This window comes from Ruegeria sp. H7, assembly GCF_056532945.1.
This window is the reverse complement of the sequence record NZ_JBQFNZ010000001.1, coordinates 218,263-235,388: the sequence shown is the minus strand read 5'-3', so window position 1 is coordinate 235,388 and position 17,126 is coordinate 218,263. Positions and strand designations below refer to the sequence as shown.

18 protein-coding genes and 1 riboswitch are annotated in these 17,126 nt (G+C 60.7%); of the genes, 7 read left to right on the top strand and 11 right to left on the bottom strand.

The window, feature by feature from the left end:
- The first annotated feature begins 19 nt into the window (after positions 1-19).
- Positions 20-1,516 (top strand): Do family serine endopeptidase, encoded by a 1,497-nt coding sequence (locus tag ACR0AC_RS01105; RefSeq protein WP_480581682.1) that lies wholly within the window; start codon positions 20-22, stop codon positions 1,514-1,516.
- 161 nt (positions 1,517-1,677) lie between these two features.
- Positions 1,678-2,664 carry a DMT family transporter gene (locus ACR0AC_RS01100; RefSeq protein WP_480871676.1) on the top strand — a complete coding sequence of 329 codons (987 nt, stop codon included), beginning with the start codon at positions 1,678-1,680 and terminating at the stop codon, positions 2,662-2,664.
- A 191-nt stretch (positions 2,665-2,855) separates the two neighbouring features.
- Here the strand turns inward: ACR0AC_RS01100 and ACR0AC_RS01095 are convergent, their stop codons facing one another.
- From ACR0AC_RS01095 to ACR0AC_RS01075, 5 genes are all read right to left on the bottom strand, one after another.
- On the bottom strand, positions 2,856-3,524 hold the full coding sequence (locus tag ACR0AC_RS01095; protein ID WP_170451495.1) for a Crp/Fnr family transcriptional regulator: 669 nt from the start codon (positions 3,522-3,524) through the stop codon (positions 2,856-2,858).
- Between the two features lie 136 nt (positions 3,525-3,660).
- Positions 3,661-4,266, bottom strand: a complete 606-nt coding sequence (locus ACR0AC_RS01090; RefSeq protein ID WP_170451493.1) for an inner membrane-spanning protein YciB — start codon at positions 4,264-4,266, stop codon at positions 3,661-3,663.
- A gap of 16 nt (positions 4,267-4,282) precedes the next feature.
- A complete protein-coding gene (locus ACR0AC_RS01085) occupies positions 4,283-5,185 on the bottom strand; it encodes a DMT family transporter (protein ID WP_170451491.1) in 903 nt (300 codons plus the stop codon).
- Positions 5,186-5,272: 87 nt separating this feature from the next.
- Positions 5,273-6,412 carry a signal recognition particle-docking protein FtsY gene (gene ftsY, locus ACR0AC_RS01080; RefSeq protein WP_480871675.1) on the bottom strand — a complete coding sequence of 380 codons (1,140 nt, stop codon included), beginning with the start codon at positions 6,410-6,412 and terminating at the stop codon, positions 5,273-5,275.
- 58 nt (positions 6,413-6,470) lie between these two features.
- Positions 6,471-7,106, bottom strand: coding sequence for a lysoplasmalogenase family protein (locus tag ACR0AC_RS01075; protein ID WP_480871674.1), 636 nt, complete (start codon positions 7,104-7,106; stop codon positions 6,471-6,473).
- Between the two features lie 131 nt (positions 7,107-7,237).
- Here ACR0AC_RS01075 and ACR0AC_RS01070 point away from each other — a divergent pair, with 131 nt between their 5' ends.
- On the top strand, positions 7,238-7,633 hold the full coding sequence (locus ACR0AC_RS01070) for a hypothetical protein (protein WP_170621598.1): 396 nt from the start codon (positions 7,238-7,240) through the stop codon (positions 7,631-7,633).
- 2 nt (positions 7,634-7,635) lie between these two features.
- On the opposite strand, the gene ACR0AC_RS01065 is transcribed toward ACR0AC_RS01070, so the two are convergent.
- Both ACR0AC_RS01065 and xseA read right to left on the bottom strand, forming a co-directional pair.
- On the bottom strand, positions 7,636-8,277 hold the full coding sequence (locus ACR0AC_RS01065) for a glutathione S-transferase family protein (RefSeq protein WP_170621599.1): 642 nt from the start codon (positions 8,275-8,277) through the stop codon (positions 7,636-7,638).
- A gap of 3 nt (positions 8,278-8,280) precedes the next feature.
- The gene (gene xseA / locus ACR0AC_RS01060; RefSeq protein ID WP_170621600.1) at positions 8,281-9,765 is read right to left on the bottom strand and encodes an exodeoxyribonuclease VII large subunit; all 1,485 of its coding nucleotides are present in this window, start codon (positions 9,763-9,765) and stop codon (positions 8,281-8,283) included.
- A 76-nt stretch (positions 9,766-9,841) separates the two neighbouring features.
- Between xseA and purD the strand changes: the two genes are divergently transcribed.
- Positions 9,842-11,104, top strand: coding sequence for a phosphoribosylamine--glycine ligase (gene purD / locus ACR0AC_RS01055; RefSeq protein ID WP_480871673.1), 1,263 nt, complete (start codon positions 9,842-9,844; stop codon positions 11,102-11,104).
- 92 nt (positions 11,105-11,196) lie between these two features.
- Here purD and ACR0AC_RS01050 read toward each other — a convergent pair whose 3' ends face one another.
- Positions 11,197-11,961 (bottom strand): FG-GAP repeat domain-containing protein, encoded by a 765-nt coding sequence (locus tag ACR0AC_RS01050; protein WP_480871672.1) that lies wholly within the window; start codon positions 11,959-11,961, stop codon positions 11,197-11,199.
- Positions 11,961-12,284, bottom strand: coding sequence for a 2Fe-2S iron-sulfur cluster-binding protein (locus tag ACR0AC_RS01045; RefSeq protein WP_039534845.1), 324 nt, complete (start codon positions 12,282-12,284; stop codon positions 11,961-11,963). Before ACR0AC_RS01045 ends, ACR0AC_RS01050 begins: the two co-directional genes overlap by 1 nt.
- Positions 12,285-12,411: 127 nt before the next feature.
- Between ACR0AC_RS01045 and ACR0AC_RS01040 the strand changes: the two genes are divergently transcribed.
- Together ACR0AC_RS01040 and ACR0AC_RS01035 are read left to right on the top strand one after the other, a co-directional pair.
- On the top strand, positions 12,412-12,777 hold the full coding sequence (locus tag ACR0AC_RS01040) for an OB-fold nucleic acid binding domain-containing protein (RefSeq protein WP_170451479.1): 366 nt from the start codon (positions 12,412-12,414) through the stop codon (positions 12,775-12,777).
- A gap of 84 nt (positions 12,778-12,861) precedes the next feature.
- Positions 12,862-13,890 (top strand): VOC family protein, encoded by a 1,029-nt coding sequence (locus ACR0AC_RS01035; RefSeq protein ID WP_480871671.1) that lies wholly within the window; start codon positions 12,862-12,864, stop codon positions 13,888-13,890.
- Between the two features lie 31 nt (positions 13,891-13,921).
- Here ACR0AC_RS01035 and ACR0AC_RS01030 read toward each other — a convergent pair whose 3' ends face one another.
- Positions 13,922-14,611 carry a glutathione S-transferase N-terminal domain-containing protein gene (locus tag ACR0AC_RS01030; RefSeq protein WP_170451474.1) on the bottom strand — a complete coding sequence of 230 codons (690 nt, stop codon included), beginning with the start codon at positions 14,609-14,611 and terminating at the stop codon, positions 13,922-13,924.
- 23 nt (positions 14,612-14,634) lie between these two features.
- Positions 14,635-15,570 carry a DUF726 domain-containing protein gene (locus tag ACR0AC_RS01025; protein WP_480871670.1) on the bottom strand — a complete coding sequence of 312 codons (936 nt, stop codon included), beginning with the start codon at positions 15,568-15,570 and terminating at the stop codon, positions 14,635-14,637.
- 134 nt (positions 15,571-15,704) lie between these two features.
- A riboswitch (SAM riboswitch) is annotated at positions 15,705-15,782 on the top strand.
- Between the two features lie 65 nt (positions 15,783-15,847).
- On the opposite strand from ACR0AC_RS01025, the gene metZ reads away from it, so the two are divergent.
- Entirely contained in the window at positions 15,848-17,038 is a 1,191-nt protein-coding gene (metZ, locus tag ACR0AC_RS01020) for an O-succinylhomoserine sulfhydrylase (RefSeq protein ID WP_480871669.1), read from the top strand.
- The last annotated feature ends 88 nt before the right edge of the window (positions 17,039-17,126 follow it).

Sequence of the window (17,126 nt, the reverse complement as noted above, 5' to 3'; positions counted from 1 at the left end):
GACGACAAGGAGTTCCCAAGTGCAGGCACAAGCACGCAGTATTTCCGTCCGGCGGGACGATGGTGTTGGTTTCATGCGGCTGATGTGGCTGGCATTTGCGGGGATGATCCTGATCGCGGCGCAAACCGTGGCGGCCTATGCGCGCGGGGAAAGCCTTGCGCCGCTGGCGGAGCAGATCAGCCCGGCGGTAGTGAACATCACCACATCCACGCTGATCGAAGGCCAGACCGGACCGCAGGGTATCGTGCCCGAAGGATCCCCGTTCGAGGATTTCTTTCGCGAGTTTCAGGACCGAAACGGGGACGACGACGATGACAATCGCCCCCGTCGCAGCAATGCGCTGGGGTCGGGGTTTGTGATCTCCGAGGACGGTTACATCGTGACCAACAATCACGTCATTGCCGAAGCGGACGAGATTCTGGTCGAGTTCTTCCCGGGCGACGGTCAGCCCAAGAAAGAACTGCCCGCCAAGGTGATCGGAACGGATGAGAAAACCGATATCGCGCTGCTCAAGGTCGAGGCCACGGGGCCGCTGCAATATGTGCAGTTCGGTGACAGCGACATTGCGCGCGTCGGCGATTGGGTGATCGCGATGGGCAACCCGCTGGGGCAGGGATTCTCGGTTTCTGCCGGGATCGTCTCGGCCCGGAACCGGGCGCTGAGCGGGTCATATGACGACTACATCCAGACCGACGCGGCGATCAACCGGGGCAACTCGGGCGGTCCTTTGTTCAACATGAATGGCGAGGTGATCGGCGTGAACACCGCGATCCTGTCGCCCAATGGCGGCTCGATCGGGATCGGCTTCTCGATGGCCTCGAACGTGGTTGTGAAAGTGGTCGACCAGCTGCGCGAGTTCGGAGAAACTCGCCGTGGCTGGCTGGGTGTACGCATTCAGGACGTGACCGAGGATATGGCCGAGGCGATGGGTCTGGAAAAACCCGGTGGCGCGTTGATCAGCGACGTGCCGGATGGTCCGGCCAAGGATGCGGGGCTGAAAGCGGGCGACGTGATCCTCAGCTTTGACGGGGTCGAGGTCGAGGATACCCGTGGTCTGGTGCGTCAGGTCGGCGAAACCACCGTGGGCAAATCTGTCCGCGTTGTGGTCAGCCGCGATGGTGCCACGCAGACCATTCTGGTCACTCTGGGTCGCCGTGAAGATGCCGAGCGGGCCGAGAACGGGGAAGAGGACACCCCGGACGCGCCAGCCGACGAAAACACCGACATTCTGGGCCTCACAATCTCGCCGCTCAGCGACACGCTGCGCGAGGATCTGGGGCTGGACGCGGATGCCGAAGGGCTGGTGGTGTCGGATGTGGACGAAGCATCCGAGGCCTATGCCAAGGGCCTGCGCGCTGGTGATCTGATCACAGAAGCCGGTCAGCAGAAGGTTGTGACGGTCGAGGACCTTGAAGCGCGCATGGAAGAAGCCCGGACGGCAGGGCGCAAATCCTTGCTGCTGCTGGTCCGTCGCGGCGGTGACCCACGCTTTGTGGCGCTGAGTCTGGAGGAATAACGGACCGGGCGCAGGAACGCGTCGTAAGGACATGAAAAGGGGCTCCGATCCGGGGCCTCTTTTTCTTTTGGAACGGCGGGGAATTGCGACCATCCATTATGTCGCAAACGGAAGTGACCTGACCCAAGGCCCGTGTTACTGGCCGGATGAAAGGGTATCCCGTGGCAGAACATCAGAAATTACAAAACCCTACCGTCGGCATCGCCTTCATCCTGTTCGGCATGCTGGCGATTTCGTTCAACGATATGATGATCAAGTTCCTGTCGGGCGGTTACCCTCTGCATCAGATGGTTTTCGCCCGGTCCTTTATCGGGATCGGCTTCAGTCTGGCTCTGGTTCAGTTGGAAGGCGGCTGGCGCATTCTGAAAACGGATCAACCCGGTCTGCACCTGCTGCGGGCCATATTCATCGTGATCGCGAACCTCACTTTTTTCAGCGCCCTGGCCGTCATGCCATTGGCCGAGGCCACGGCTGTTTTCTTCGTGGCGCCATTGATGATCACGTTGCTGAGCATTCCGCTGCTGGGCGAAAAGGTCGGGCCGTTGCGCATCGGCGCGGTTTTGGTGGGGTTTGCCGGTGTGATCATCATGACGCGCCCGTGGGAAAGCGGGGCCGAGCGCTCAGTCAGCCTGTGGGTTTACGCACTGCCCGTGGCGGCGGCGTTCACCTATGCGCTGAACAACGTGATGACGCGGTTTCTGGGCGCGAAATCCAAGGCGTCTGCAATGGCGGTCTATGTCCAGTCCGCGTTCATCGCCATCAGCATCCTGTTCTGGGCCGTGGCCGGGGATGGGCGTTTTGCAGAGGGGCTGGAGAACGAAAGCCTTGTGTTTCTTCTGCGGGCCTGGGTCTGGCCCGAGGGGCGAGACGTCTGGCTTTTTGCGGGCCTCGGTCTGAATTCTGCCATCATCGGCTATTGTTTGGGGCAGGCGTATCGCATGGCCGACGCGGCCACTGTAGCGCCGTTCGAATATGTGGGGCTGCCTTTGGCGATCTTTTGGGGCTGGGCGATCTGGGGTGAATGGCCCGATCTGCCGGTCGTATGGGGGATCGTTTTGATTCTGGGATCCGGCCTGTTTGTGTTCCTTCGGGAAAAGCAAAAGAACCGAAAGGTGCTGCGCGGCAAGCGCGTGAACCGCCGGTACTGACACGTAAACCCGCCGTGCCACCGCCTTGAAGGTAAATGAGCCATATGCTGGGACAGCATATGGCTCAGGTACAGGGAGAGGTCAGTGGACAGATATCGGGGATGATTCTCTGACCTCCTACGGTAACAAGATCACGCTAGCTTGAACCTGGGTTCTGTTCTGTGAACCAGTTCACACGGGCGCATCTGTCGTCAGATCAAATCCGATTCGGCCAGCTCGCGCAGGGCTTCGAAATCCTGAATTTGCAGACCGCCACGGGAGGCCTCGACCACGTTGTCGCGTTTCCAGGTCGAGATGGTCTTGGACACGGCTTCGCGCGTTGCACCGACAAACTCGGCCAGTTCGCTTTGCGACAAGGTGATGCGTTCGTTGGGGTTGTCCTGCAGGTTGGACAGGTGCAGCAGCTTGCGGGCCAGTCGGATCGGCATCGGCAGAAAGACCTGCTCGTTCAATTGCGATCCCATCCAGCGCATGCGCAGACCGGCCAGACGCACCATATCAACGGCCAGATCGGGGTGTTGGCGGAGTTGGTTCATGACATCGCGCCGCCTAACGCGCAGGACACGTGTGGGCTCGGCCGCGGCAACCGTTGCGGTGCGCGGGCCGCTGTCGAACAGGGCGATCTCACCAAAGACTTCACCCGGGCGCATCAGGGTCAGCGACAGTTTGCGGCCGCTCATGGCGAGAAACGACACCTCAAGCGTCCCTTCGATGATCGCATAAAGCGCATCGCCTTCATCCCCTTGTTCAAACAAGGTTTCGTCCTGGTCCAGGGATATTTCGGAAGCAAGCGCCGAGAGCATATCTCGTAGCTCGTCTGAGGCTTCGGACAAAAAGCCACTATTGGGAAAGGCCGTCATGCGGGCGGTGAACTCCGGCTGTGAATGGTGAGTGGTGCCTTAACCTTTCACAGCTTGCCCGCTAAGCCAAGGTTTTTTGTATGGATTTGCTCTCTTTACGGTTGAACCCGACGGCATGTTCCACGGCGCAAACCGTTTATTGGCGGTCGGGGTCGTCCATGTAGTTTTGCAACAGGCTGAACTGCAGCATCAGGAACGCCATCAGGGCAATCGGAAAGCCGAAGGTTTCGATCTTGACCCACAGGTCGGTGGACATGGTCCGCCAGACAATTTCATTGGCGACAGCCAGCACAGCAAAACAGGCACACAGACGGCGCGTCAGGATCATCCAGCCTTCGTGTTTCATCGGCAGCATCTCGTCCAGTACATAGGCCAGATAGGATTTCCCCTGCAGCAGTCCGATGCCCAGAATCGTCGAGAAAACGCCATAGACCAGCGTGGTTTTCATTTTGAAAAACCGCTCATCATTGAACCAGGCGGTCAGCCCGCCGAAAAAGATGACCATGAAGGCGGTGAAAATCTGCAATCGGCTGAGTTTCCCGGTCAGGAACCAAAGGATGCCCATCGCGGCCAGCATCAGCGGCACGAAGATGATGGTGGCGATAATGAACCCCGAATACTCGGTGCCGCCGATCAGGAAGCTGTCATCGCGCAGGCGCAGGTAGATGAAGAAGAAGGCCAGCGGGGGCCCAAGCTCCAGCACCTGTTTCAGAAACGGGTTGATGTCTTTTTTGCCTGTCATCATGTCTTCCTGCTGCTTACCCGCCCATTTCAACTATTACGGCGCCCAATGCAATCAATGCCATCAGGGCAATGCGTCTGGGGCCAACGGTTTCTTTCAGAACCAGCCAGCCGATCAGGGCGGCGAATACGGTGGAAGTTTCACGCAAGACGGCGGCCTCGCCCACCTTGTCCAGCCGCGTGGCCAGCATGATGGACCCAAAAGACAACGGCGCGATGATGCCGCCCGCAAGCCCGCGCAGCATCAGGGGCCCGATAGCCGGACGGTTGATCATGGCGCGCCATCTGAGGAAGGCGTAGATCGGCATCGCGGCCCCGTCGATCATGAAGAACCAGGCAAGGAAGGTGAACGGGTCGGCGGTGGCGCGGATGCCATAGGCGTCATAGGTGGTATAAAGCGCCACAAACAACCCGGTGGCCACGGCCAGCGCCAGCGCGATGCCAAGCGTTTCCCGGTTGGTTTCGAGAAAGCGCAGGTTGTAGATCGCGAGGCCGAATATCCCCGCCAGAAGGACCGCCACGCCCAGCCACTGGGTGCCTGTAAAGGTTTCCCCGAACAGCAGATAGGCTCCGATCACGGTGAACAGCGGGCCGGTGCCCCGGACGACAGGATAGACGACCGTATAGGAGCCTTTGGTATAGGCCATGGCTTGAAGCGTTTTGTAGGCGATGTGGATCAGCCAGACGACCCCAAAGATGGGCCACATATAGGGTTCAGGCCATGGCACGACGAAGAAGGCGAAGGGGGCGGCCATCAGGCAATAGCAGGCGTCGATGGCCCCCCGCGACAGCCACGGGTCGTGGCGGCCTTTTTGAAGTGCGCCGAACGCGGCGTGCAGGAAGGCAGCCATCAGCGCCAGCCCAAGGGCAAGCTGGTGGCCCGCTTCGGTGCCTTCGAGTGAGATCAGCCAGTCGCTCAAGTATCAGATCTTTGTGCTGGTGGGAGAGGCTGGGGGCTGTCTGCCCCCAGACCCCCGAAGATATTTTTAGCCAGATGAAGAATCGGATCAGCTTGGGTCGAGGCCGGTGAGGGCGGCGGCGAATTCCTCGGGGTCGAAGGGGGCGAGGTCGTCGATTTGTTCTCCGACGCCGATGGCGTGGATGGGCAGGCCGAATTTGTCTGCCAGCGCGACAAGCACGCCGCCCTTGGCGGTGCCGTCGAGTTTGGTCATCACCAGACCCGAGACGTCGGCCAAATTGCGGAAGGTTTCCACCTGGCTGAGCGCGTTTTGACCGGTGGTGGCGTCAAGCACGAGCAGGGTGTTGTGCGGGGCAGTATCGTCGACCTTGCGGATGACGCGCACGATTTTGGCCAGTTCCTCCATCAGGTCAGCGCGGTTTTGCAGGCGGCCCGCCGTGTCGATCATCAGCAGGTCTGCACCGTCTTCTTGTGCTTTGGTCAGCGCGTCGAAGGCGAGGCTGGCGGGGTCGGACCCTTCGGGGGCGGTCAGAACCGGGACGCCTGCGCGCTCGCCCCAGACTTGCAGTTGTTCGACGGCGGCGGCGCGGAACGTGTCTCCGGCGGCGATGACGACTTTTTTGCCTGCGGATTTGAACTGGCTGGCAAGCTTGCCGATGGTCGTGGTTTTGCCAGAGCCGTTGACGCCGACGACCAGAACCACCTGTGGGCGTTTGGGGTAGATAGGCAGCGGGCGGGCAACGGGTTCCATCACGCGGGCGACTTCCTGCGCCAGCAACTGCTTGATTTCGCGGGCCGAGAGTTTGCGGCCAAAGCGCCCCTCGGCCATATTGGCAGTGACGCGCAAGGCGGTGTCGACGCCCATGTCAGAGGCGATCAGCAGTTCTTCGAGCTGTTCCAGCATATCGTCATCCAGCGTGCGGCGGATTTCGGTTTTGCTTTCAGAGCGACTGAACAGACGACCCAGAAGCCCCTTGTTTTCAGGGACTTCGGGCGGCGTAGGCGCCGGGGTTGGGTCTGCGGGGGCAGGCTCGGGCACCTCGACAGGCTCGGTGGTCGGTACGGGCGTAGGAATCTCCGGCACCGGCTGCGGTTTGGGCTCGGGCTGTGGGATCACCGGATCAGCGGCGGTTTCCTCACCGCCGTCTTCGACAATGGCTTCCAGCCCCTGTTCAAGGCGTGAAGAGGATTTGAACAGCTTGTCCTTCAGCTTTGAAAAAAACGCCATTTTCGATCTCCGCAGGTGTTCCCCCCACCTAATGCGGATTTACCCGAGTTGCAAAGGGTCAGGTAAAGGCAATCAGCAGCCCGGCCTGCGCCACCCAATAGAGCGGCCAGATCGCATAGGGTGTGAGTTTCAGGGCCGGGTGGTTTGGGGGCAGAAGGAACTTTTCGGTCGCCAGAACCAGATCCGAGGCAATGAAGGCCAGCGCGGCCGGAAGGGCCCAGACCAGCATGCCGGTGGGTGGCAGGGACAGGACCGATACTCCCATGCCGAGAATGATGGGGATATAGATCAGAACGGGGACCTTCAGCTCTCCGGCGCGGGGCGGGAGGATTGTAATGACGACGACACCCAGAAGGATCAGCGACCAGAATATCCCCGGTCGATCAAGGATGAGGCCGGCTGCGCTGGCAGGATGAGACAGGAACCGGGCAATATAGGCGATGTGGCCTGCCGCAAATGCGCCGATGCCTGCCATGAAGGTTGCCTCGGACTCGCGTGAGAGCAAGGCGTCCCCGACGGCGCAGAGCGCAAGCGCGAAGATCAGCAGCATCGCGCCGCCTTCAAGCGCAGCGATCACGGCCAGCAACGCGACCGAGGCGGTTTTGAGCACCGTTCGCGCAGCACCTGCCGGGCGCGGTGCCAGGGGAAGATAGGCCAGCGCACATGCCGCTGCGATCCAGAACAGGACGGTCATGTCGTATCCTCTCGGTTGTTTTGGGCCTACTGTCCTTCCTGATCTGCAGCCCAGGCAACAGGTGACGTAGAGGCAGGCGAAACCGGGCAATGCGATTAGCCTTGGCTGCCGGTATCTGACACTATGGTCGCATGGTGAGGTATCTTGCGATTCTACTGGCCCTCTCGGCCCAAGCCGTTGGCGCGCAAACAGCGCTTTCCGGCGCGGAGTTCGATGAGTATACGCGCGGAAAAACCCTGTTTTATGGTTTCCAAGGGAAGGTTTATGGGGTTGAGCAGTATCTGCCCGATCGGCGTGTCATCTGGTCGTTTCTGGACGGGCAGTGCAAGAAAGGCGTCTGGTATCAGCGTGAGGAACAGATCTGTTTTGTCTACGAAGACAGGCTGGATCCGCAATGCTGGGTGTTCAAACGGTCCGGCGGTGGCCTGATCGCGCGGCCAGACGGCGATCCTCAGGCAACCGAGCTGTATGGGATCGAGGATCTGGGCCAGGACATGGTGTGCCTTGGTCCCGAGGTCGGGGTCTGATCCTAGTTTACGCGAAGGTCGTCGTAGCTGATCATGACGTGTTCCTGATACGCAGGTCGCTGGCTCAGCCTGTCAAAGTAACGTTGTAGATTTGGTAAAGGTGCCCTTGGGATGTCGATATCATAATATCGGTACAGGATGTGACCCAACTGGATGTCGGCCAAAGTCAGGTCAGCTCCGGCAATGAAGGCCCTTCCTACAAGCTGCGTGTCCGCAATTTCAAGTTTTCTTTCAAGGGCTTTTACGGCGGAGTTGATGGATTTTTCATCCTGCTCTGACTTGGCCGTTCGCACAACCTGCCAGAACACGGGAACGGTGAAGGCCATCGCAATGTTGATCTTGGCCCATTCGGCCCATTTGTCGACCTCGGCCCGATGAGCCGAGTCTTTGGGCCAAAAGGTGTCGGGCCCGTAGCGGTCGGCGAGATAGCGCAGGATTGCTCCGGTCTCCCAAAGGGGTGGGTTGGGGCCGTCCTGTATCACGGGGATGGTGCGGTTTTGGTTCAGGTTCGCGAAGTCCGGCGTGTCCAGACCGCCGAAACGATGACCGACATCGTGTCGTTCATAATCCAGGCCCAGTTCTTCGACGCACCACATCAGAGCCTGCACATTGGATGACGTTTTGCGGCCCCAGATCGTCAGCATGGCTTAGAACAGCGAGCCCTGATCCGGGGTATCCGCTTTGGCCTTTTTGGCAGGGGTTTTACCGGCCCCTCCGGTCGTCAGGCGACCATCGGCGAATTCGATCTCAAGAGCCGGGTGCTTGGCGGCCTGCGATTTGGTGGTGACCACATCGCCTTCGGCCCGGACAACCGCATAGCCGCGCGCCAGAGTGGCCTTGTAGCTGAGCGTTTCGCGCAACCGATCCGTGGCGTCCAGTTGCTGACGCAGGCGATCCAGCCGGGTATTTTGGGCTGCGTTCAGACGTTCGGCCAGTCGGGCGGTGGCCTGCCGCTGTTGGTCGATCTCGCGCTGAATGGGGCGCAGGGACAGGCGAGAGGACAGGTTGCGCAGGCTTTCCTGACGTGAGGAAACGACGTTGCGCAAGGTCGAGGGGCGCAGATGGGCGGACATTTCGACCAGTTGCAGGCGGCGGTTCTGAACACCTCGGTTCAAAGCAGGTGTCAGGCGTTCCGCAATCAGATCAAGGCGTTGCCGGGGGGAGTTCAACAAACTGTCCGGGCGCGGCAAGGCGCGGGCAACATCGCGCAAACGCTGGGCGCGGCGCTGGACCGCATCGCTGGCGGCGCGGGACAGACGTGCGCCTTGCTCGTTGGTCCAGGCCAGAAGTTCCATCCGTACGGGCACGGCCAGTTCGGCGGCTGCAGTTGGCGTGGGCGCGCGGCGGTCCGAGACGAAATCGATCAGCGTTGTGTCCGTCTCGTGGCCCACGGCTGAGATCAGCGGTATGTCCGAGGCCGCCGCCGCGCGGGCCACGCTTTCTTCGTTGAACCCCCACAGGTCTTCGATCGAGCCACCACCGCGTGCGACAATGATCAGATCGGGACGGGGCAGCGCGCCTCCGGGTGTGAGCGCGTTGAAACCTTCGATGGCGCGCGTGACCTCGGGGGCGCAGTTGGCGCCTTGCACAGCGACCGGCCAGATCAGAACCTTGCGGGGAAACCGATCCCGCAGGCGATGCAGAATGTCCCGGATTACCGCACCGGAGGGGGAGGTCACAACGCCGATGATTTGCGGCAGATAGGGCAGCGGCTTTTTGCGTTCAGGGGCAAACAGCCCTTCGGCTTCCAGCTGCTTCTTGCGCTTTTCCAGCAGCGCCATCAGCGCGCCTTGGCCTGCGACCGCGACCTCATCGACATTCATGTTGTATTTGGACTGTGCACCAAAGGCGGTCAGGCGACCGGTGACAACGACCTCCAACCCTTCTTCCGGAACCACCGACAAGCCCGAGATCTGGCCTTTCCATGTCGTACAGGCCAGCACGTTCCGGTCGTCTTTGATGTCATAGTACAGGTGACCCGAGCGCGCCTTGAACACCCGTCCGACCTCACCCCGAACACGGATTCGCCCAAACGATCCTTCGAGCGTGCGCTTCACCTCGCCGGATATCTCGGAAACCGAATATTCAGGGGTGTTTTGGCCAGGAATGGGGTCGTCTAGCAGGTCGGACATTTCAGCGCCTTGTGTCAAATGCCCGGCCAGCTTAGAACGCCGCGCAGGCGAGGCCAAGCAGATCGGAGACGACCCCATGAACATCCTTATTCTCGGCAGCGGCGGGCGCGAGCACAGCCTGGCCTGGGCGGTGATGCAGAACCCCAAATGCGACCGTCTGATTGTTGCGCCGGGCAATGCCGGGATCGCTCAGATCGCCGAATGCGCGTCTTTGGATATCGAAAATGGCGGCGCGGTGGTCAATTTCGCCGAAGCCAACGCGATCGATTTCGTGATCGTCGGCCCCGAAGCGCCTTTGGCCGCAGGCGTGGCGGATCGGCTGCGTGAGGCAGGCGTGCTGGTCTTTGGCCCGTCAGCCGAGGCGGCGCGGCTGGAAGCTTCGAAAAGCTTTACCAAAGAGATTTGCGATGCCTCTGGCGCACCAACGGCGGCTTATGCGCGTTTTACCGAAGCGGAACCGGCCAAAGCCTATATCCGCGAGCAGGGCGCACCGATTGTCGTCAAGGCTGACGGCCTGGCGGCGGGCAAGGGCGTGATTGTGGCGATGGACGAGCAGGCGGCTCTGGAGGCTATCGACGACATGTTCGGCGGTGCGTTCGGTGGTGCAGGGGCCGAAGTGGTCATCGAAGAGTTCATGGATGGTGAAGAAGCGTCATTGTTCGTGCTGTGTGACGGTGAAATCATTCTGTCTGTCGGGACCGCGCAGGACCACAAGCGGGTTGGCGAAGGGGACACCGGGATGAATACTGGCGGAATGGGGGCGTACTCTCCTGCACCGGTTCTCAGCGCCGAGGTCGAGGCCCGCGCTATGGACGAGATCATTCGTCCCACCATGGCCGAGATGAAACGCCGGGGCGCTCCGTTTCAGGGGGTGCTCTATGCCGGTCTGATGATCAAGGACGGGCAACCGCGTCTGGTGGAATACAACGTCCGGTTCGGCGATCCCGAGTGTCAGGTTCTGATGATGCGTCTGGGCGCGCAGGTGATGGACCTGATGCATGCAGCAGCCGAGGGGCGGTTGGATGAGACCCGCGTCAACTGGGCGGATGATCATGCGATGACCGTGGTCATGGCCGCGAAAGGCTATCCCGGGGCGTATGAGAAAGGGTCGGTTATCAAAGGCTTGGATGGTCTGCCGGAAGATAGCGGCAATATGGTATTCCATGCGGGCACCAAGGCGGTTGAGGGGCAGGTGCAGGCCTCTGGCGGGCGGGTGCTGAACGTCACCGCGCGCGGTGAGACGCTGCAAGAGGCGCGGGATCGGGCCTATGCGATGGTGGATGGGGTCGAGTGGCCCGAAGGGTTTTTCCGCCGCGATATTGGGTGGCGGGCGCTGTGATCTGATTGCCGGGCTGCGCCCGTCTCAATTTTCTGGGCGAGGGGCCAGCCCCTCGCCCTCCCCGAGATATTTTTGGCCAGATGAAGAACGGATCAGCATTCCAGGGCTTGGGCGAGGCTTTCGGGGCCGGCGAATGGGCCGATATCGGTTTGGGTCCAATCGTTTTGGTAAGTGATACTGATGATCCGGGTCCAATCGGCGCTGGCGACGATGAGTTCCGGACCGTTGGCGCAGGTACGCAGGCCGCCTGAGATGAAATCCTCACCGATCTTGTGGTTGGTCAGACCGGGGAGCGAGGCGATTTCGGTCAGAGCATCGTCTTGGTAGCGCCAGATGCGCAGGGTTTTGGCAAGATGAGGGCGGTCGATATAGGCAATCTCGATATGGCCATCGCCGTCCAGATCAGCCGCTGCGATGGGGGCGAGCCAGCGGAAGCGTGTACCGATATGCGGTGTCGCGGCAATCTTTTCCCCGCGTGCGTCATAGATCGCGAGCTGTGCCCCGATGTTGGCCTGGCTTTCGACGACAATGGCTTCGGGTGAGCCGTCTTTGGTGACGTCCACCAGCCGCGGCGCGAGGTCTTCGAAAACGCGATCTTGCGGTAAGCGTATCGTCAATATTGAAGGGCTGGCGCTTGCGTCAGCGGTCTGGATGGTGAGCTCCAGCGCGCCATATTCGATAGTGTCGCCCAGAACGCCATGCGGATAACGAGTGGTGGGTTCTGTGAATCGGGCAGAGGCTATGGTGTCGGCGGTTGCCATGGGTGCCCCCGCCAGCCACATGCATAAGGCCGTCAGCGCGCCGCGAGCCCATCCTTGCCACAGGCGGACGGGCAGGCGCGGCGCTTTGGGATGCATCAGATCTGCTTTTCCGGCATCTGCACAACCAGACCGTCCAGCGCATCGGTGACCTTGATCTGGCAGGTCAGGCGCGAGCGGGCGGGGTCGGGTTCATAGGCGAAGTCCAGCATATCCTCTTCCATGTCATCCTTGGCGGGGATTTTCTCGACCCAGTCGGGGTGGATATAGACATGGCAGGTAGAACAGGCACATGCGCCGCCGCAATCGGCCTCGATGCCGGGGATATTGTTGTCACGGGCCCCTTCCATGACGGTCAGTCCGTTGGCGACCTCGACTGTATGTTCGGTACCGCCATGCTCGACATAGGTGATCTTTGCCATTGCGTGCGTCTTCCTTTTGCGATGTTCGAATTCTTCCTTAGTGAAGGCCTTTAGGTCTTTCCAGTACCATTTGCGACTCGTGACGCCGTGTCTGGACTTTCCGTGCGTATGTTCTATTTTTGTTCTTATGCTTGTTCGCCCCGTGGTTTCAAAGCGGGACTGGCCGCGCCCGCCGTCCTGTTTGCCGTCAGATCAGTTGACCGCACCGCCCGAGGGCGCGCGTGTGGCCGTGGCCGGGCTGGTGATCCTGAGGCAGAGGCCGGGGACCGCCAAGGGGGTGATCTTCGTCACGCTCGAAGACGAGACGGGTATCGTGAACGTGGTGGTCTGGCGCAAGATTTACGAGCAGTTCCGCCGCGCGGTGATATCGGGTCGGTTGCTGCGGGTTACGGGGCGGATGCAGCGGGCGCATTCGGTGACCCATGTGATCGCGGAAGAGATCGAGGATATTTCAGACATGCTGGATGTGCTGGTGCGGGGCGAGGGGCAATAAAGCAATCTGCGTATAGTGCGGCCTCTGGACAGCCCGAATTTCCGGTCGTAGCTCGGGTAAGTACCGAAACGGCAAGAGGGCGCTATGGCATACGGGCATTTTCTATGGACCGACCTGTCTACCTACGACATGCAGGCGGCCAGAGCCGATTACAGTGACGTCTTCAGCTGGTCTTTCGGCGGCGATGGCGCTTACGACTTTGCCACCATCAGCGGGCAGCAGGTTGCGGCCATCTTCCCGATGCCCGAGCGGTTGGCGCAGATGAACATGCCGTCTTTCTGGATGTCTTATGTCCATGTCGATGATCTGGATGCGAAGGTCGAACAGGCACGCCGGCACAAAGGGGTCATCATCGAAGTGGAACCTCAGCCGTTCAGCGATGAGGCGCGCATCGCTCTGGTCCGGGATCCATCAGGCGCGGGTTTCACAATGTATGAGGGGCCGGATAACACCTCTGCGACGTCGGGGCCCGGCGCAGTTGTGGCCCGATTTCATCATGTCCCGGACATCGCCCTGATCGAACCGTTTTATGCGGATCTGTTCAACTGGCGCTTTGAGAAAAGCGTGGCAACCCCGTGGCCCCGATACGATATTCGCCACCCCGACGGCACGGTGGTCGCGCAGGCCGAAGAGGTGCCCGAGGCCGTCCGGGGCAAGTTTCGGTATTGGATGCCATGTTTCGGCGTGAGATCGGTGGCCGACACCGTTCAGCACATCAAGGCGCGGGGCGGGTGCCATCACAATGACTTGCCGGACGAGCGTATATTGGTCTCGGACCGGCAGGGTGCCCATTTCATGATCCAGCCCGCGTTTGGTGACTCGGCTGCAGCAGACGATAGCCAGACCTCTGACGTGACGCGCAAGACCTACGGGTTGGCGTGGAAATCGCTGATCGCGGTGACATGCGTTTGGCTTGCCGTGTTTTTGGATTTGCAGGTTTTCTGGGGTGTGCTGTTTCTGATCTGGACCTGGCTTGCCCTCAGAACCGGGCGTGCTGATTTTGTCGAGCCGATCGACCGCGCAACACAACCCGGGATGTTCTGTTTGATCACCGGGACGTGGATGGTTCTCAGCTTGTGGGTGATATTGGCTGCGGTCGCGGGCGTTATTTGATCCTTCGATCAAGACGGAAGGTTAAAACGGCTCACCGCTTGAACAATACCCCCTGCGATTGCTTGTCGCGATGATCGCCGCGCAATTCGGCATGTAGCGCACGACCGGCCTGAACGCCGGGGCGGGCGCTGACCGTTTCAAGCCAGCGTGCAAAATGGGGTTTGTCGTCCAGCACTTGTTGCTGCCCTTCCCACAGGCTCGCCCAGCCCCAGATCGACATGTCCGCAATCGAGTAGAAATCGCCCGCGACAAACTCATTCTCCGCCAGTCGGCGGTCGAGAACGCCGTAAAGCCGGCCGACCTCGGCGCGGTAGCGGTCTTTGGGGTAGGGCAGGTCCTGTGGTGGGTCCAGTTGCGGGGCGTATTTCAGAAAGTGATGCGCTTGCCCCGCCATGGGGCCGACGCCACCCATCTGCCACATCAGCCATTCCTCGACCGCGATCCGGTCACGCTCGGTTTCGCCGTAAAAACGCCCGGTCTTGCGGGCCAGATACATCAGGATCGCGCCGCTTTCGAACACGGAAACGGGCGCGCCGCCGGGGCCGTCGGGATCGACAATCGCAGGCATGCGGTTGTTGGGTGCGATCTTCAGAAACGCGGGGTCGAACTGGTCGCCTTTGCCGATGTTGATCAGGTGAGTCGTATAGGGCAGCCCCATCTCTTCCAGCGCGATGGACACTTTCCAGCCATTCGGCGTGGGCCAGAAATACAGATCGATCATGATGTCTCCTCAGGTTGAGGAAATCATGAGGTTTTCTGCGCAAACGGCAAGAGGGCTTGCGGGCGGGGCACCGCAAAAAGCCGTGACCAGCGGCGGTTCGGCTGGTCGGGCACACCGCGCCGCAATGCGATCAGGCTCAGGCGCTCGGGGTCGCGCAGCAAAGCGTTGTAGGTGCGCAGAACGCCGGGTCGGGTATAGCTGGACCAGTGACAGATACGTCGCTGAGGTGCCGCGAGGGGGAAGGCCAGAGTGGACAAGTGATCCACGGTCGCAGAGCAGTCGATCTGTAGCGTGACGGCATTGGGTGCGCTCAGACCGGCCCCGATGCTGCGATCACCCGGTGCAGGCGGTTGGATCAGCGTTTCGTAGAGGAAGTCGAACAGGTCGTTTTCGCGGCTGGTGATGTTGATGAATTCCGCCCGACGACCTGCGGCAGTCTGCAAGGCTTCAACGGCGCGCGATTGGTAGACGGCCCCGGTCAGCGAGACAATTCGGTTCAGCACCCCCGGCTGAATGTGATGCAGCGCTTCCAGCGCCAGTTCTGTGCCCATGGAGTGCCCGATAAAGTGTATGGGACGATCGGGGTTCAGACTGCGCATCTGTTGAATGACATCGGCCAGAACGCGCCCGGCTTCGACCGCGCGTCGCCGCGCTGTCCACAGCGGGCCGCGCGCGTCCCAGCCGAAGGCGATGGCCAGCCCTTCATCCCGGAACCCTGCGCCAAAGCCCAGATGTTGCGGCCAGCTGGGGCTGTACCACGGCATTGCTTTGGGGCGCAGCGAGAGCATGTGAAGATGCGGGCAGGCGTTGGGGTCATCGGGTCGATATTTGTAGCCATGGGTCATGATGATGACCGGGCCGCTGGTGTGACGCGTTTGGCGCAAGACCCCAGTTATGGGTCGGGGGCTGCCGTGCAACCGGGCGTGTCCGTCGACAGCATTGATCCTGATTACTGGCATTGGCTCTGCCTCATACAAGATGTTGTGGTGCTGCTTTGTCATGACGCTATGACGCTTCGATGAATGAACGATTACAGAACCGTGACGTTGCCCCGGGCCGGGGTTGACGAATTCGCGACTGCGGCGTAAGGGCAACAGCATCACGTGGCGATTTGTTACCGGATTGCGGGCCACGCTAAACAACACCGCTAAAAGGTCAGGATGAAAGGCCCCTTTCGCTTGACCGCGTCTGGGGTTTTTTTGATGCGCCTTGGGGATCAAGGCCGAAAGGAATGACATGAGCGAGAGCTGGAACAAACGCACCCAAGCCGTCCATGGCGGCATCCGTCGCAGTCAGTATAATGAGGTCAGCGAGGCGATTTTTCTGACCCAGGGCTTCGTCTATGACACCGCCGAACAGGCCGAGGGCCGGTTCCTGGAATGTGGCCCGGACGAGTTCATCTATGCGCGTTACGGCAACCCGACCGTCTCGATCTTTGAGCAGCGCATTGCGGCGCTGGAAGGGGCCGAGGACGCGTTTGCCACCGCCTCGGGTATGGCGGCGGTCAACGGCGCGCTGACCTCGATGCTGAAGGCCGGTGATCATATCGTTTCGGCCAAAGCCTTGTTCGGATCCTGTTTGTACATCGTCGAAAACATCCTGACGCGTTTTGGCGTTGACGTGAGCTTTGTGGACGGCACCGATCTGGACCAGTGGAAGGCCGCAATCCGGCCCGAAACCAAGGCCGTGTTCTTCGAGTCCATGTCGAACCCGACGCTGGAAGTGATCGATATCGAGGCCGTGGCCCAACTGGCCCATGCGGTGGGTGCTCTGGTCGTGGTGGACAACGTGTTCTCGACCCCGGTGTTCTCGCGCGCGATCGAACAGGGCGCGGATGTCGTGATCTATTCGGCCACCAAACATATCGACGGGCAGGGGCGCGCGCTGGGCGGTGTCATTCTTGGCACGAAGGAATTCATTCGCGGCACGGTCGAGCCGTATATGAAGCACACCGGCGGTGCGCTGAGCCCGTTCAGCGCCTGGATCATGCTGAAAGGTCTGGAAACCATGGCGCTGCGGGTCAACGCTCAGGCCGCGTCCGCGCAGCAGATTGCCGAGGCGCTGGAAGGGCACCCGGCCTTGGTACGGACCCTGTATCCCGGCCTGAAGACGCACGCGCAGAATGATCTGGTGCAACGGCAGTTGGGCGGCAAGGGCGGCACCGTCCTGTCGCTGGACATCAAGGGCGGCAAGGATGCTGCGTTTGCGTTCCTGAACGCGATGACGATCCCCGTGATTTCGAACAATCTGGGTGACGCCAAGTCCATCGCGACCCATCCGGCCACAACCACGCATCAACGTCTGAGCGATGAACAGAAGGATGAGTTGGGCATCACACCCGGTCTGATCCGCCTTTCGGTTGGGCTTGAGGATGCAGGCGATCTTCTGGCCGATATTCAGAACGCGCTGAAAGCCTCGCAAGGTTAACAAGGCGCTGCCGGGGGCCTGTCAGCCCCCGGATTTACTCTGCTGAATGGTTGTCAGCTACATTCGCGGGCGGTTTTTGACTGAAAAT